This window comes from Sulfurovum sp. (genome assembly GCA_026990595.1).
Lineage (GTDB): Bacteria > Campylobacterota > Campylobacteria > Campylobacterales > Sulfurovaceae > Sulfurovum.
Genome location: JALXCZ010000011.1, coordinates 118,978 through 133,782, shown reverse-complemented (window position 1 = coordinate 133,782; position 14,805 = coordinate 118,978). Strand labels below are relative to the sequence as shown.

Below are 14,805 nucleotides of genomic sequence, written 5' to 3'. Positions count from 1 at the left end.
CATGTTTTATTTTTACAGGTTATATATAAGTATTCACATGGCAAAACGAGATAGTATGATTTAACAGATCACTCCACCGCCAAGCAGTCTGTCTTTGTCGTAGAAAGCAGCGATCTGACCATGTGCCAGTCCAAATACAGGTTCATCCAGTGTCACTTTGGCTCTCTCACCCTCTATGACTACATGACACGGTACCGCGTGGGTTCGGTAACGGACTTTAACATCACATCTAAACACATGCAAGTCATCAAAAAGGTTGATCTCTTTGACTTCAAAGGCATTCTCTTCGAGTTTTTCTTTCGTACCGACTACAATCTGGTTCTGCTCAGGTTTAATGGCAAGTACAAAATGCGGATCATGCGCACCGTTGACAAAGAATCCCCTGCGTTTTCCTATGGTGTAGTGCATATAGCCTTTATGTGTACCTACTACATTGCCATCTATATCTATTGTTTCTCCCGGAATATCTATATCCATATGACGTGCCAGTACTTCATCATAACTGTTCTCTACAAAACAGATCTCTGAGCTTTCTTTTTGTGTGGCAAAGTCTTGAAGCACTTCAATATTCGCAGCATATGCTTTGACATCTTCTTTGATCCAGCTTCCCAAAGGGAACAGTAATCTGGGCAGTACCTCTTTACGCACTTCACACAGGAAATAACTTTGATCCTTGCTTGGATCCTCTGCTGCATAGATATACTCACCGTCGCAGTTAAGGTAGTGCCCTGTAGCCACTTTTTCAATCCCTAAAGAATCTGCAAATTCTATCATCTTCCCAAACTTGATGGTACGGTTACAGATGACACAGGGGTTAGGGGTAAGCCCCTCTTTGTAACTCTCTACAAAATATCGGTAGACCTGTTCGTCAAATGATTTGGAAAGATCATGAAAATGTACTTTTATACCCAAGTAGTCTCCTACCCTTTGTGCTTTTGTAAAATTTTCTTCATGATAGCCGGGCTTATGATGGAGTTTCATATAGACACCTTCAACCTCATATCCCTCTTTCTGAAGCAGGATAGCTGTTACCGTAGAGTCAACACCACCACTCATTCCTACTAAGACTTTACCTCTGTTTTTCATTTTTATTCACTTTTATAATTTGTATAGCGATCTCATCATCCACTTTTACAAGCTTTCCCTCTGCTTGTTTTCTACCCTCTGTAAAAAGCGTAACATCTTCCAAATTCAGTTGGGCAATATCTATTTTATGCCCTACTTCAAGCTTTCTGCTTTGAAGCATTCCGAAAGAACATTTTAAAATTTCATATTTTTTACTATGATTCGATATATCCGTCTTTTCTACTATATTTGTTATTTTTATTTTAAAACTGTTCTGTGCCTCGTTTATCTCTGCATTTGCACAGACACACTCTTCTAGTAAAAGTATCAACTCCAGTCCGTCAAGTCCTAAAAGAAGTATATCACCCTGTGTAAGTTTTTTAAAACTGCTCTTCTTTACTTTGACCAAAGGAAGTGCCAGCTCATATTCAGGGTAGAGCTTATGCTTTTGCATGACTTTGGCTAAGTGAACTGCCTGTGTTTCACCCTTCATTGACATCTCCTATAAAACGCTCCAAAAGGTACTCTTTACTCGCAGGAACCAGATCGTCAGGTACCTCCTGCCCTACAGAGAAGTAGCTCATAGGAAGTTTATAGAGTAACATAAAATTCAGCAGTGTACCAAAATGTTTTGTCTCATCAAACTTGCTGATGATGACAGAATCCAAATTAAGAAATGAGAAATTCTTGTAAATATCTTCCATATCTTCATACTTAACCGTAGCGGAGAGCACCAGGTCAACCTCTATTTTTCTTTCTGACTCGGTATTGACGAATTCTACGGTACGGATGAACTTCTGTGTATCATACGGAGACATTCCTGCAGTATCTATAAGTACCACATCATACTCTGCCAACACTTCAAGCTTCTCTTTGAATCCTTCTACCGAAGAGATGGAGAGATGCTCTATCTGCATAATGTCTGCATAGTGTTCAAGCTGTTCTATGGCACCTACTTTGTAACTGTCAAGGTTAAGCAGAGCTACTTTGTAAGGTCTGTCCAGCAAGTAGGCATAACGTGCTGCAAGTTTGGCAATAGTTGTCGTTTTCCCTACCCCTGTAGGACCTACAAGCATCATTACTTTGGGTGTAGAGAGGTCTTCAGTTTTGACTTTGAGTGCCTCGTCTATCTCTTCAAGCAGGTAAGAGACCAGAAGTGATTTTTCTTCTACAACTTCCGTACCTATAAGTGTATGGAACATTTCATCAAGCCACCGGGCGGAAATACCTTTTTTCATGAAGAGTGCTTTGACTTCAGAGATCACGCTGTCTTCTTTTTGTATCTCCTCATACATTCCCTCTTTCATCACTTCAAGCTGGGCTTTGAGTTCACTTACTTCTGAAAGCAGGACTTCTTCCTCTCCCACGATCGGCTCATCACCAAATGATCTTTGCATAAAAAGTGCTTGAGGTACGGCTATGATCACTTCACAACGCAGTGCTCCGTCATCATACTTCACCTGTTTTGCAGAGACAATGGAAAGATCGGACGTACCATATTTTTCCACTGCCTGTTCATAGGCACTTTTAGGGTCTGAAGCTACAAATGTTTCATTTATCATTATAAACGACCTTTCATATGTGAGAGCGGGATAAGCACTGAACTTCTCTTCATCCATCCCGGATGCGGAAGTGTCAGGGTTTTGGTATCCATCTTCACATTCTCATAAAATATTATATCTATATCTAGCGTACGCGGTGCATCCTGAAAGGAACGCTTACGTCCAAACAGTCTCTCGACACGTAACACATAACGCAATAATGCCTGCGGTGTCAACCTGGTTTCAACCAACAACAGTGAGTTGAAAAAATCATCCTGCCGGGTATAGCCAAACGGCGGGTTCTTTAACAGTGGTGCTGTCTCCACGACATGCACAAACGGTGAACGTTTCAAATACCAAAAAAGGTGTTCAAAACGGCGTATGACATCGCCTATGTTTCCACCTATGCCAAGAAGTGCACGGTTGCCGCCTTTGCTTTTGGTATTATAGGGAAAATGCGGGGTAGAAATCAATGTATGGTTTTTATTGAGTTTTTTTCTTTTTACCATGTCCATCTTTTGGTGTTGTAAGGGTACAGCAACCCTACAATACCTTTACCTTTCCGTCTACCATAGCTACCATATCTTCTATGCGTATACCAAATTCATTGGGTATGTAGATGCCTGGCTCTATGGTATAGACCATCCCGTCTTCTATGATGGTGTCTGACTTTTTAGAGATGTAAGGCATCTCGTGAATATCAAGCCCTACCCCATGTCCTGTGGAGTGTACATAATACTCTCCAAACCCCGCTTTTTCTATGATGTCACGTGTGAGCGCATCTACCTTTTTGGCTTTCATGCCCGAACGTGCTTTGGCTATGGCGTTGTCATGGGCTTTGAGTACGGTATCGTAGGCTTTTTGTATCTTCTTTTGCGAGAAGTGTTGTCTGGTCTTGAACTTAAAGCCCTCTTGTGCAAACACCGTACGTGTTCTGTCTGAGCAGTAGCGTTTGTACTTCAGCCCTGCATCAACAAGCAAAAGGTCACCTTTTTTCAGTTTTGTTTTTGTCGGTGTTGCATGCGGTTTCGCCGCATTGGCATTCACAGCTACAATAGGCTCAAAACTCAGATCGAATTTTCCAAAATCACCCAGAACCGTTCTGGCTCTGTGTGTTAAAGTAAACTCATCTTCACCAAAGCCGTTCCTGCTGAACTCTTTTGCCAATGTTTTAAAGGCTTTTGCACCAAGTTTGGCTGCCTTGGCAATGATCTTCAACTCTGCATCTGACTTGATAATGCGCTTTTTATGAGAAAAGTCCGGCTTAGCTTTAAAAGTCACTTTTGTCTGAGAGCTTATTTTCTCAAATCCCGCTACACTCCACTCTTTAGGATCGAACACAACCTTTTTAACCTTAGCCTTTTTAAGCAGTTTGACCGCTTCACCGTACAGGTCACCGTTTATGACTACTTTGGCACCTTTGACATGTTGTTTGGCATCTATAGTGTAGCGACCGTCAGTAATGAAATATGCTTCTGAACCCAAACGCAGGTAGAGTGCATTGTCACAACTGTAACCGCATTCATAATAGATAGCATTTTCATTTAGAAGCATATAGTTCATAAGAAACCTTTTTTTGTAGGGTGTTGTACCCCTACAACACCAAAATATGGGATTTAATTTATGTATTCCCACCGAGGACGGATGGGAACGAGGAAACTCGGTAGCTGAGCCTGCCGAAGCTATTACGCTTTTTGCTGTGCTTTAGCCTGTTGTTCTTTCATCATCGAAATCTCAGAAAGGATCTGTGTCATACCAACCATTGCCAAGTGGTAACCAAATGGTCCCATACCCAAGATCTGACCTGCACATACAGGAGCAGTCAGTGACTTGTGTCTGAACTCTTCTCTTTGGTGGATGTTGCTTAGGTGTACTTCAAGCGTAGGTATCTGTACTGCTGCGATAGCATCTCTAATGGCAATAGAAGTGTGTGTATATGCCGCAGGGTTGATGATGATACCGTCCGCATCACCGATACATTCCTGAATACGATCTACAATCTCACCTTCTAAGTTACTCTGAAAAAACTCGATATCAAGTTTGTTTTGCTCTGCAAAACCTTTCATCTGTGCGTGAATATCTTCTAATTTCATTGGTCCGTAAATGTTCTGCTCTCTAATTCCGAGCATATTCAAATTTGGACCTTGGATTACTACTATTTTCATTTTCTGCCTTGTGTGTTATATTTGGCTATTATTTTAGCGAAATAGGTTTAATCTGACCCTAAATACAATAACCCACCATTACAGACTTATATCAAACAGCTATAAGAATGTGAAATCATGCAAATTCGAGCAAGTTTCACCAATATCAAGACATATTTGATATACTCTTAATACTGAAATATCATAATAGCAGGGCATTGTGTTCTTCTAAATAATATAGTTAGTGTACAAATAAATAAGGACAAAATAAATGGAAGATTTTACTAATGAGCAAATTCAACAATATCAAAGTATTATAGACAATACAAACGCTGGGGAATATGAATTAAATATTTTATTTAATTCAATCTGGGAATCAATTACGCCAACAACTTTTGGAAAACAATTTAAAGAAAATTATGAAAAAGGCTTTTTTTCTAATATTACTCATTTAACTATTAGAACTGATAATCATAATTTATATAAAATAAGTTAGTTCAATGAAAAAACAACTTAGAATTGTTCAAAAACACTAACAAAAACGAGGAGACCAATAATTTACCCTAGCGGGAAAATTATTGCTCACGACAGTCGTTAACATACAAAGGAACTAAATGTCATACGAAACAGCTTTAACTATAAAAAATGTTATTGAAAAAATTCATAAGAAAGAGTATCTACTTCCAACGATTCAAAGGGAATTTGTATGGGATACTTATCAAATAGAAAGACTATTTGACAGCTTGATGAGGGATTACCCAATTAGTTCATTTTTATTTTGGGAAGTGGATAAAGAAAATGTTAATAATTATGAATTTTATGAGTTTATCAGAAATTATAATGAAAGAAATAATAGACATAACCCTAAAGCTTCTATCAATGGGGATGATAAAATAACTGCTATTTTGGATGGTCAACAAAGATTAACCTCATTATACATAGCATTAAAAGGTAGTTTTGCATATAAATTACCTCGAAAAAGATACGACAATCCAGATGCTTACCCATCTAGGAAATTATATATAAATTTAATTTCTAAATCATCATCTGATGATTTAGAGTATGATTTTTCTTTTTTAACAGAAAATGAATCTACTGAAAAAGATGAAACACATTTTTGGTTTTATGTAGGAGATATTTTAAAACTTGAAGAACCAGGCGATGTAAATAGTTATCTGTTAACAAATGAAATTTTCACTGAATATAATACTGAACAAGCAAAGTTTGCAAATAATACATTATTTAAGCTAAGAAATGTAATTATTGAAAAAGGTATTTTGAGCTACTACAAAGAGGCAAGCCAGTCATTAGATAAAGTTTTAAATATCTTTATTAGAATTAATAGTGGAGGAACAAAGTTAAGTTATTCAGATTTATTATTATCGATTGCAACAGCACAATGGGAAACTAAAGATGCAAGAGAAGAAATTATAACTATAGTAGATGAAATAAACAACATTGGGAATGGTTTTGATGTTGATAAAGACTTTATACTAAAATCATCTCTTATTCTAAGTGATTTTAAAGATTTTGCTTTCAAAGTAGATAATTTCAATAAAAGCAATATGTTAGCAATAGAAAATAATTGGGAAAGCATCACTAAGGCATTAAAGTTAGCAGTCCAACTAGTGAGTAGTTTTGGCTATGATAGGGAAACATTAAGTTCAAATAATGCTTTAATACCAATTGCTTATTATCTGTATAAGAAGCAAGTAAAAGATAGTTTTATTACATCAAATTCAAATTTAGAAGATAAGAAAAAAATTAGACAATGGCTTGTTTTATCACTGATAAAAAGAGCTTTTAGTGGGCAACCTGATAATGTATTAAGACCAATTAGAGACTTAATTCAAAAAGATATCAATGATGAGTTTCCATTAGCTAAAATTATTGATAAATTTAAAGGTACAAATAAAACATTAATATTTTCTGATGAAGATATAGAAAATCTTACATTTTATAAATATGGACAAGGATTTACATTTTCCGTATTATCTCTACTTTATCCTACTTTAGATTTTAGAAATAAGTTTCATATTGATCATATTTTTCCAAAAAGCTTATTTAAAAAATCAGTTCTTAAGAAAAAAGGTCTAACTGATGAGGAAATAAAAGTCTTTCAAGACTATACAAATTATATTGGTAATTTACAGCTTTTAGAAGCTATTCCTAATATTGAAAAACAAGATACAGAATTTGAAATATGGTTTAAAGATACCTATGCAACTAAATTAGAACAGAAAGACTATTGTGACAAACATTACATCCCTCAAGATATAGATTTAAAGTTTAATAATTTTAAAGAATTCTTTGAAAAGAGAGAAGAACTTATTCAAAATGTCTTCAAGGCTAAACTGCAATAAAATGTTAACAAATACTACACAGAAGGATTTAAATTATGCCAAGAGGTTATACAAGTGAATTTTGGTTATCTCATTACGAATTTGCAATGGGACATAAACCTAAAATTGATGGGGATACAAGTAATGCAAATTGGACTAAGAAGAATATTGAAAAAATTTTAAATAATGAATTTCCTTACGGAATGACAGGAACAAATGGAGCCATTGCTTTGATTGAGTACTTGAAAATTTATCATCCAAATAGAGTGCAAAATGTTGCACGATTGATGCTTGAATATATTGACTCTATAAAATCAGAAGAAAAGCCATTGATTACCGTTCAAAACTACTATGAAAGTGTCACTAAAGTATAACAAATACGAGGAGACCAATAGTTTACCCTAGCGGGAAAACTATTTCTCAAGACAGCCGTTTTCTAACAACATACAAGGACACATAAAAATGAAAAATATTTTAATCATCGTTGCACATCCCAAACAAAACAGTTTTTCTTTTGCAATGGCAAATAAATATAAAGAAATTTCAGAGAAAAAAAACTTCAAGATTGAGATACTGGATTTATATAGAGATGAAAATCAACAGCCTTTCTTTACATATGAAAATGCCAATGAATTAGTCGTCACAAAAGAGATGAAATATTATCAAAACAGCATCTCAAATGCCGATGAGATAGTTTTTGTATTCCCCTATTGGTGGGGTAGTATGCCGGCAATATTAAAAAACTTTTTTGATTGGAACTTATCTAAAGGCTTTGCCTTTAAATATGTTAATTCAAGACCAAAAGGTTTATTACAAGGTAAAACTGTAAAAATATTCACAACAACCGGAGCTCCACATTTTATTTATATGCTCACAGGAGCAAATAGACGGTTAAAAAATATGTTTAAAGAACAAATTATAGAATTTTGTGGAATGAAACTTACCGAATGTAATATATTTGGCGGCGTTGATACAAGTGCAAAGAATACAGCTAAGATATTGAGCAAGATAAGGTAGATAACAAAACGCATATCTGCTCATCACTTTATAAGACTTTCTCTTTTCACTTTAGAAGTTCCATTTATAAGTATATAGTGCCTATAATGTACCTTGAATAAAATAGGTATATAAAAAATCAAGCGTTTAAAACAAAAAAGCATAAGGGTAAAATATGAAATCACTCCTATTGATCATTGCATGCACATTAGCATTATTTGCTGGTGAATTACAATTTGAACACAATTTTAACAAAGCATTACAAAAAGCAAAAACGCAAAATAAAGAAGTGATGATGATGTATTCTGCAACATGGTGTCCTGAATGCAATTATATGAAAGAAGTTGTTTTTAAAAATAAAGAGGTTGTCAGCTATATAAAAAAACATTTTATTGTTTTAACCCTTGATATTCAAAAAGATACGCTGCCGGAAGGATTTAACTATATTGGTATTCCTACCTTTTTCTTTATCGATAAAAATGCAAAAGAAAAAAATAAAATTATTGGCGGAAGCAAAGCAGATATCTTTCTTCAAAACCTGAAGGCTTTAAAATGAAAAACATAATATTATCAGTACTGATCTGCTCAAATCTGCTTTTTGCCTTTGATATTAATGATCTAAAGAAACTCAAGGAGGACGGAGACTGTCCTATGTGTGATTTGAGTTATGCAGATTTAAAAGGTCTCGACTTAAGCATGTCGAATTTAAATGATGCAAACTTGACACATGTCAATTTTACCAACACCATTGCACATAAAGCAAATTTTTCCAATTCGGATTTAAGTCATGCCTTATTTGTTAACTCAAATATAAAGGGGGCTACATTTGTTAATGCCATCTTGCGGGATGTGAATTTTACTGAAGCAAGAATTTGGAAAGGCAATTTTTCCCATGCAATAATCGATAACTGTAATTTTAGTGAATCAGCATTAGGCTCAGCAATATTTGATGACAATAATTTAACAAATTCAACATTTGGCGGTGCGATTTTATATAAAACAATTTTTAAAGAAAATGTTATAGGAATCCCTAAATAAATGTATCAAACTGTAACCACAACACTCAATCTGGGCAATCAAAGGAAAACTCTATGAAAATACTTGTAGCCGACTATATCTATACTCCTGAAGGCTTTGTAGAATACCAGGCAGTAGCATTTGATGAGACGATCAAAACGGTGGACTCTCTGGAAAACCTGCTTCAAACCTACCCTGAAGCAGAGGTAGTGAGAACAGCTCCCCATTCTGTTATCTACCCCGGGTTCATCAACACCCATGTGCATCTGGAATTCTCAGCCAACAGAACCTCTTTGGAATACGGCTCTTTTATGCCATGGCTGGACTCGGTCATTGCCAACAGAGATGAACTGATGCAATCTTGTGACAACACAATGATGCAACAGGAGTGTGACAACATGTTACGCTCAGGCATTACCACATTTGGTGCCATCTCCAGTTTCGGTACAGAACTTGAAGTCTGTGAACAAACTCCCCAAAGGGTAGTCTTTTTCAATGAGCTCATAGGCTCCAATGCCCAATATGCCGATATGCTTTACGGTGACTTTTTGGAGCGTGTAAAAGCATCACAAAGTTGCCCCAAAAAGAGCAAAGTCACTGCGGCAGTTGCCATACACTCGCCCTACTCGGTACATCCTGTCATTTTGCAAAAAGCAGTGGCACTTGCAAAACAACACAGTATGCCGCTGAGCAGCCATTTTCTGGAGTCACAGGCAGAGCATGAATGGCTAGAAAAAGGAGAAGGAGAGTTCAAAGCCTTCTTTGAAAAATATTTCAATGCCTCTACCCCTGTCACAAACATAGAAGAGTTCATGCATGCCTTTGACACCTACCCTGCACACTTTACCCATGCCGTACAGGCAACCCGGGAAGAGTTAGCCTATTTGCAAAGCAAAGGGCACTCCATTGCCCACTGTCCTCGAAGTAACCGTTATCTGGGCTGTGGAAGGTTAGCTATAGAAACACTCAAAGAGCTGGATCTTCCCTACTCTGTAGCCACAGACGGGCTGAGTTCCAACGACTCTCTCAGCATTTTTGATGAGTTCAGAGCAGCACTCATGCTGCACCATCAGGCACCCCTCAACACACTTGCCCCACAACTCATTAAAGCCTCTACTCAAGATGCCGCAGAGATACTTGGCTTGAATTGTGGTAGAATTGAAGCCGGAAGACTGGCAGATCTTGTAGTAGTTACACTGCCCGACCTGCCGCAAAGCAAAGAAGAGATAGCCCTTTGGAGCATCATTCACACCAAAGAGGTTGCACATATTTATATAGAAGGAGAACAGATTGCTTGATACAATATCTAAGATCATCAAATGGATCGGTCAACACTTTATGGGAATGCTTTTTCTACTCATAGTTCTGGTCGTGCTCATACCAAAATCCGCTGCACCGCTTAAGCAACCCAATCTACAGGAGATCCAACTTTTTGGTCCCATTATGGATGCAGACAAAATTGTAAAAGAGATAGAAGAGGCACAGACAAACAACGCCATCAAAGGTGTGCTTCTAAATGTAAACTCTCCCGGTGGGGCAGTACCTCCCTCCATTGAGATCTCTTATGCTATCAAAGCACTTCAAAAACATAAACCGGTCATAGCCTATGCCAGCGGTATCATGGCAAGCGGAAGCTACTACAGTTCCATCTATGCACAGAAGATCATCGCCAATCCCGGAGCAATCGTAGGTTCCATCGGGGTGATCATGGAGAGTGCCAATATTAAAGAGCTGCTTGATAAGATAGGAGTTAAACCACAAGTGGTGAAGCAGGGTACCTACAAGGAAGCAGGGACACCAATGAGAGAGTGGACACCGCAGGAGAGAACAGAACTTGAAACTCTCACAAAAGACACCTATAAACTTTTCGTACATGATGTAGCCGCTGCAAGAGGACTCGATATCAATGCTTCAAAAAGCTATGCCGATGCCCATATCTTCTCTTCACAAAGAGCCAAAAAAGCAGGGCTCATTGATGAGATAGGTATTAAGAGTCAAGCTAAAAGCCAACTTGCCAAGGCAGCAAACGTTGTAAAGCCTATCTGGAAAGAGAAAGATAAACTCGAAGCATTCCTTGAGAGACTTGAAACACAGAGTATTTTAAAAATACAAAGCTATTTTTACGGATTGAAGGCATCACTTTAAGATGACTTCTCTTCCTGCTACTTTTAAACTATATCCTCTTATTGAGCGTTTATGAGGCAAAATTACTTCGAGTGTATTTTGATCCAAATAACGTACATGCAGAGGTTTTGAAAGTGTGACCCTTCCAAGCACATCTTTTCTGTTCCGTGGTACAAAATAGAGTACTATCTTCTCATTTTTCTCTATATGCAGCTTTGTTCGTTTTTTAGTGATCTTATAAAGTCTGGCTTTAGGCTTTTTTGTTGTGAATTCCCAACTTTTCTTTACCTTGTTTCCATCAGCTACTGCCTCAAATGATACACTGTAGGTCATCCCGTATTTCAGCCGTCTTAAAGGCATAAATGCAAATTCAAGCTTTGAGAAACGGTGGTTCCTGTCATTTGCATAAGTGAGGATCTTCTTCTGTTTTATCTCTTTACCACTACCGTCAAAAAGGTGGAATTTGTTCAACTTTACTTTTTTGTAAAAAGCAGGATTAAACTGTACTGAGACAGGATAACCGCTTACTTTTGAACCGGGTAAGGGCTGTGGATGTTCGGTGTAAAAGACCGGAGGGACATTTACTGCATCAGGGTAAGGATAGAATACGATCGGACGGTTCTTCTTCCGTATTTCATCCTGCTTTTGCAGAAAAAGTGTACGAGGGATAACGTGGGTACTGTTTCTACACAGATTTTGCATATAAAAAAACCCGTTCTCTTTGGGAAAAGTTCTTTTACATAATCGGTTGATCGTTGATGAACCCAATTCATACACAAATGAAGAACGTATCTTTCGATACTTTTTGGCAACAGTGCTACCTACACCTATTTCATCATTGGAAAAATCCAAAAAAACAAAACGGTGATAAATAGCTGCAAACAGTGTATCTATCGAGTGTTTGGGAGTTTGTGCATTGACTGAAAGATTTTCCATGACCGCCCTGGAAGCATACCCTGCTCTTAGGACTCTGTCACTTGGTACCCTTCCGGTATACCCAACCTTCCCTCTTTGTTCATAATGTCCGTTCTTTTGATGTCTAACAAGATATCTGGCATGTGCTTTGGCTGCTTTGGAGAGTTGTGCATTGGACCTAAGTGCAATAAGCCCGCTCTTTTGACGTAACACATTGAGGTACACCAAAGCACTCTGTCTCTCATTGGCTACAAGAGAGAGGGATGCAAAGAAAAAAAGAAGAGAAAAACGAAATAACAATTTAGAGTTCATTGGCTGCTTGTAAAAAGTCATTTGCTATCATTTCAGGGTCTTCCAAGCCTATGGAGACACGGATAAAGCCTTCATCTACACCCAGAAAATGGCGTGTCTGCACATCAAAATCACTGTAGATCGTACTGGTCATATGCAGGGCAAGTGTTCTGTTGTCACCTATGTTCGCTGTCTGAGTGACAAGCTTAAGCTTGTTAAGCAATGTAAAAGCCCTCTCTTTGGTTCCACAGTTCAAACTCAAAAGCGGTCCGCACCCCTGTTTGAAATCTAACTTGTATCGTGCATGGTCTGGGCTGGAAGGAAGAGAAGGATGATTGACCCGTACACCATCGGGTAACTTTTCATAAAGCAGTTTTGCTACCTCTTCTACACTGGCATTGACCCGTTCTACTCTGAGTGCAAGTGTTTCCAGACCAAGCATGGTCAGGAATGAACCAAATGCATTGGCGGTCATACCCATATCTCTTATGGCTCGTTTCTTGCAAATAGGGATAAACGCTTTTTTACCCATTTTCCTAACGATCTTATGCAGGTCGGCATACTTCTCATTCAGAAGTTTGTCACCCTCTTCTTTTACGGCTCTAAAAACTGCCACACCGCCAAGTGCAGCAGAGTGTCCGCTCATATTTTTGGTACTCGAATGCACAACAATATCTACACCCAACTCCAACGGTCTGACAATCAGCGGCGTAGCCGTATTATCCATGAGCAAAAGTGTTTCATAGACATGACACATCTCTGCTATGGTCTTAATATCCGGAAGTCTAAGACTCGGATTCCCTACACTCTCCATAAGTACCATCTTCACGCCTGATTTAAGCTTAGCTTCGATATGTGAGAAATCATCGACTTCACAAAAACTGTTCGACACCCCAAAACGTTTCATGGTCTCCGTAATAAGAGTATAGGTACCGCCGAAAAAACCACCGATACAGAGTACCTCATCCCCGGCTTCCAAAAAGGCTGTGGTCACCATGGAAATAGCTCCCATGCCTGAAGAGGTGGCAATGGCACCAAAGCCCCCTTCCATGTTGGCAACGACAGATTCAAGCTTGGCATTGGTCGGGTTCCCTACTCTGGCATAGAGAGGACTGTTCACCTCTCCTGCAAAAATACCTTCTGCCTGCTGGGCATCTTCATATCCGAATGCAGCAGAGGGAACGATGTTTGGTGCAACAGGTCCTACTTTGGAGCCTATGTTTTGCACTAAAAGGGTATTGTAGTAATTAAAATCTTTCATGGGTTTTCCTAAATTGAATAATTCAGTGTATGATTGGCTTTTTGCTGATAATTCCTAAGTTCGGAAAGGGGAACATCAAAGACATGGGATACTCCCTCTTTTATATCTTCCCAAAAGAGTTTCAAGGCAGGATTGTCTGTCTTGCAAATATCAGAGAGTGCATCAGTCTCAAGAATCATAATGATGTCTTTCAACATAACATCTTTCAGATTCTTGGCAAGTTTGTAGCCGCCTCGTGCCCCTTTAATACTTGTCAGAATCCCCTGTTTTCTAAGCTCTAAAAGTATCTGCTCCAAAAAGTTCTGAGGGACAGATGCACGTGCTGCGATCTCTTTGATCTTCAATACCTCATCTCCTTGTATGGAAGCAAGTTCATGAAGTGCTGCAACAGCATAGATGGTCTTAGTTGAGATTCCTGTCATTTTTGTATGTACCTTTTATCAATTGAATTACATAGTATATCTTACATCCGATACAAAAGTCGAATAGTGTTTCCAATAGTGCACAAGCCAATAAGATAGATGCTGTGAATATAGCAGCCTGTACTTCCCCACCAAGTAGAAATAATGTTATACCCAATGAAACAAACAAGCCTAAATAGAGTGCAAAACGCTTAGGTGATTCATCACACATCTTAGGCTCTGCTCCCCATCCCTCCAACATAAATTTACCTATCATATAAAAAGGGCTAAGTATCATTATGCGTACTGCCCTCACCGAGAAATCAAACAAGATCAGCAATGCAAAAAATTTCTCTTGTGTAATAATCAGTGTCAGTGTAAACAATACTATCTGAAAAGAGATGGCTCTGACTATATTTGTATCGATTCTATGCATTGAGATAGGACATGAAGGTGACATTGGTTTCCTTAGTTAGATTCTAAATATAATTCCAGCACCTCTGAAAACCCTAGATTTTACAACATTTCTGTTTTCCAAGTCAATTTCAACAATGTAAAGGGGAGAAGAACAACTTTCCCGAAAAACAAATATGCCCTTGTCCGCTGTGAAATCTAGGGTTTTCAGAGATGCCTTTTATTATTTATAAGTGAAGTTTAGCTAAAAAATATTTTAAAGTCAAGTAAATCAATAGATTTTATTATAATTAA

The 14,805-nt window shown here is 37.9% G+C and carries 18 protein-coding genes; 8 read left to right on the top strand and 10 right to left on the bottom strand.

Annotated elements, in window-relative coordinates; translation table 11 throughout:
• Nucleotides 1-60: 60 nt before the first annotated feature.
• The 6 genes from mnmA to aroQ form a co-directional block, all read right to left on the bottom strand.
• Nucleotides 61-1,086, bottom strand: coding sequence for a tRNA 2-thiouridine(34) synthase MnmA (gene mnmA, locus MVE01_RS03870; RefSeq protein ID WP_472560853.1), 1,026 nt, complete (start codon nt 1,084-1,086; stop codon nt 61-63).
• Nucleotides 1,070-1,558, bottom strand: a complete 489-nt coding sequence (locus tag MVE01_RS03865; RefSeq protein ID WP_472560852.1) for a hypothetical protein — start codon at nt 1,556-1,558, stop codon at nt 1,070-1,072. Before MVE01_RS03865 ends, mnmA begins: the two co-directional genes overlap by 17 nt.
• A complete protein-coding gene (locus MVE01_RS03860; protein WP_472560851.1) occupies nt 1,548-2,627 on the bottom strand; it encodes a flagellar biosynthesis protein FlhF in 1,080 nt (359 codons plus the stop codon). Before MVE01_RS03860 ends, MVE01_RS03865 begins: the two co-directional genes overlap by 11 nt.
• A complete protein-coding gene (gene folK / locus MVE01_RS03855) occupies nt 2,627-3,115 on the bottom strand; it encodes a 2-amino-4-hydroxy-6-hydroxymethyldihydropteridine diphosphokinase (protein ID WP_472560850.1) in 489 nt (162 codons plus the stop codon). Before folK ends, MVE01_RS03860 begins: the two co-directional genes overlap by 1 nt.
• A 34-nt stretch (nt 3,116-3,149) precedes the next feature.
• Nucleotides 3,150-4,169 (bottom strand): M24 family metallopeptidase, encoded by a 1,020-nt coding sequence (locus MVE01_RS03850; RefSeq protein WP_472560849.1) that lies wholly within the window; start codon nt 4,167-4,169, stop codon nt 3,150-3,152.
• Between the two features lie 122 nt (nt 4,170-4,291).
• Entirely contained in the window at nt 4,292-4,771 is a 480-nt protein-coding gene (gene aroQ, locus MVE01_RS03845; RefSeq protein ID WP_472560848.1) for a type II 3-dehydroquinate dehydratase, read from the bottom strand.
• 250 nt (nt 4,772-5,021) lie between these two features.
• Between aroQ and MVE01_RS03840 the strand changes: the two genes are divergently transcribed.
• The 8 genes from MVE01_RS03840 (at nt 5,022) to sppA (ending at nt 11,250) form a co-directional block, all read left to right on the top strand.
• Nucleotides 5,022-5,246 carry a hypothetical protein gene (locus MVE01_RS03840; protein WP_472560847.1) on the top strand — a complete coding sequence of 75 codons (225 nt, stop codon included), beginning with the start codon at nt 5,022-5,024 and terminating at the stop codon, nt 5,244-5,246.
• Between the two features lie 118 nt (nt 5,247-5,364).
• Nucleotides 5,365-7,113 (top strand): GmrSD restriction endonuclease domain-containing protein, encoded by a 1,749-nt coding sequence (locus tag MVE01_RS03835; protein ID WP_472560846.1) that lies wholly within the window; start codon nt 5,365-5,367, stop codon nt 7,111-7,113.
• Nucleotides 7,114-7,148: 35 nt separating this feature from the next.
• Nucleotides 7,149-7,466 carry a hypothetical protein gene (locus MVE01_RS03830; protein ID WP_472560845.1) on the top strand — a complete coding sequence of 106 codons (318 nt, stop codon included), beginning with the start codon at nt 7,149-7,151 and terminating at the stop codon, nt 7,464-7,466.
• An 88-nt stretch (nt 7,467-7,554) separates the two neighbouring features.
• On the top strand, nt 7,555-8,109 hold the full coding sequence (locus MVE01_RS03825; protein ID WP_472560844.1) for an NAD(P)H-dependent oxidoreductase: 555 nt from the start codon (nt 7,555-7,557) through the stop codon (nt 8,107-8,109).
• Nucleotides 8,110-8,263: 154 nt separating this feature from the next.
• The gene (locus MVE01_RS03820; protein ID WP_472560843.1) at nt 8,264-8,644 is read left to right on the top strand and encodes a thioredoxin family protein; all 381 of its coding nucleotides are present in this window, start codon (nt 8,264-8,266) and stop codon (nt 8,642-8,644) included.
• Nucleotides 8,641-9,126, top strand: coding sequence for a pentapeptide repeat-containing protein (locus MVE01_RS03815; RefSeq protein WP_472560842.1), 486 nt, complete (start codon nt 8,641-8,643; stop codon nt 9,124-9,126). The genes MVE01_RS03820 and MVE01_RS03815 overlap by 4 nt, the downstream gene beginning before the upstream one ends.
• A 53-nt stretch (nt 9,127-9,179) precedes the next feature.
• Nucleotides 9,180-10,403: an aminofutalosine deaminase family hydrolase gene (gene mqnF, locus MVE01_RS03810; RefSeq protein ID WP_472560841.1), complete on the top strand. Its 1,224-nt coding sequence runs from the start codon at nt 9,180-9,182 to the stop codon at nt 10,401-10,403.
• Nucleotides 10,396-11,250, top strand: coding sequence for a signal peptide peptidase SppA (gene sppA, locus MVE01_RS03805; RefSeq protein WP_472560840.1), 855 nt, complete (start codon nt 10,396-10,398; stop codon nt 11,248-11,250). The genes mqnF and sppA overlap by 8 nt, the downstream gene beginning before the upstream one ends.
• Here the strand turns inward: sppA and MVE01_RS03800 are convergent.
• From MVE01_RS03800 to MVE01_RS03785, 4 genes are read right to left on the bottom strand one after another with little or no spacing between them, the layout of a single operon-like run.
• Nucleotides 11,242-12,456, bottom strand: coding sequence for a CAP domain-containing protein (locus tag MVE01_RS03800; protein WP_472560839.1), 1,215 nt, complete (start codon nt 12,454-12,456; stop codon nt 11,242-11,244). The two genes, sppA and MVE01_RS03800, sit on opposite strands and share 9 nt — an antisense overlap.
• Nucleotides 12,446-13,696, bottom strand: a complete 1,251-nt coding sequence (locus MVE01_RS03795; RefSeq protein ID WP_472560838.1) for a trans-sulfuration enzyme family protein — start codon at nt 13,694-13,696, stop codon at nt 12,446-12,448. The genes MVE01_RS03800 and MVE01_RS03795 overlap by 11 nt, the downstream gene beginning before the upstream one ends.
• Nucleotides 13,697-13,704: 8 nt before the next feature.
• On the bottom strand, nt 13,705-14,118 hold the full coding sequence (locus MVE01_RS03790; RefSeq protein WP_472560837.1) for an RrF2 family transcriptional regulator: 414 nt from the start codon (nt 14,116-14,118) through the stop codon (nt 13,705-13,707).
• On the bottom strand, nt 14,099-14,557 hold the full coding sequence (locus MVE01_RS03785; protein WP_472560836.1) for a DUF4395 domain-containing protein: 459 nt from the start codon (nt 14,555-14,557) through the stop codon (nt 14,099-14,101). Before MVE01_RS03785 ends, MVE01_RS03790 begins: the two co-directional genes overlap by 20 nt.
• Nucleotides 14,558-14,805 lie beyond the last annotated feature (248 nt).

What these genes read in the sequence shown, in the direction of transcription:
- MVE01_RS03860 (WP_472560851.1), bottom strand. Translation starts at nt 2,627, where the DNA reads ATGATAAATGAAACATTTGTAGCTTCAGACCCTAAAAGTGCCTATGAA.
- MVE01_RS03795 (WP_472560838.1), bottom strand. Translation starts at nt 13,696, where the DNA reads ATGAAAGATTTTAATTACTACAATACCCTTTTAGTGCAAAACATAGGC.
- MVE01_RS03840 (WP_472560847.1), top strand. Translation starts at nt 5,022, where the DNA reads ATGGAAGATTTTACTAATGAGCAAATTCAACAATATCAAAGTATTATA.
- MVE01_RS03800 (WP_472560839.1), bottom strand. Translation starts at nt 12,456, where the DNA reads ATGAACTCTAAATTGTTATTTCGTTTTTCTCTTCTTTTTTTCTTTGCA.
- MVE01_RS03825 (WP_472560844.1), top strand. Translation starts at nt 7,555, where the DNA reads ATGAAAAATATTTTAATCATCGTTGCACATCCCAAACAAAACAGTTTT.
- folK (WP_472560850.1), bottom strand. Translation starts at nt 3,115, where the DNA reads ATGGTAAAAAGAAAAAAACTCAATAAAAACCATACATTGATTTCTACC.
- MVE01_RS03850 (WP_472560849.1), bottom strand. Translation starts at nt 4,169, where the DNA reads ATGAACTATATGCTTCTAAATGAAAATGCTATCTATTATGAATGCGGT.
- MVE01_RS03820 (WP_472560843.1), top strand. Translation starts at nt 8,264, where the DNA reads ATGAAATCACTCCTATTGATCATTGCATGCACATTAGCATTATTTGCT.
- mnmA (WP_472560853.1), bottom strand. Translation starts at nt 1,086, where the DNA reads ATGAAAAACAGAGGTAAAGTCTTAGTAGGAATGAGTGGTGGTGTTGAC.
- MVE01_RS03835 (WP_472560846.1), top strand. Translation starts at nt 5,365, where the DNA reads ATGTCATACGAAACAGCTTTAACTATAAAAAATGTTATTGAAAAAATT.
- MVE01_RS03865 (WP_472560852.1), bottom strand. Translation starts at nt 1,558, where the DNA reads ATGAAGGGTGAAACACAGGCAGTTCACTTAGCCAAAGTCATGCAAAAG.
- aroQ (WP_472560848.1), bottom strand. Translation starts at nt 4,771, where the DNA reads ATGAAAATAGTAGTAATCCAAGGTCCAAATTTGAATATGCTCGGAATT.
- MVE01_RS03785 (WP_472560836.1), bottom strand. Translation starts at nt 14,557, where the DNA reads ATGTCACCTTCATGTCCTATCTCAATGCATAGAATCGATACAAATATA.
- MVE01_RS03815 (WP_472560842.1), top strand. Translation starts at nt 8,641, where the DNA reads ATGAAAAACATAATATTATCAGTACTGATCTGCTCAAATCTGCTTTTT.
- MVE01_RS03790 (WP_472560837.1), bottom strand. Translation starts at nt 14,118, where the DNA reads ATGACAGGAATCTCAACTAAGACCATCTATGCTGTTGCAGCACTTCAT.
- MVE01_RS03830 (WP_472560845.1), top strand. Translation starts at nt 7,149, where the DNA reads ATGCCAAGAGGTTATACAAGTGAATTTTGGTTATCTCATTACGAATTT.
- mqnF (WP_472560841.1), top strand. Translation starts at nt 9,180, where the DNA reads ATGAAAATACTTGTAGCCGACTATATCTATACTCCTGAAGGCTTTGTA.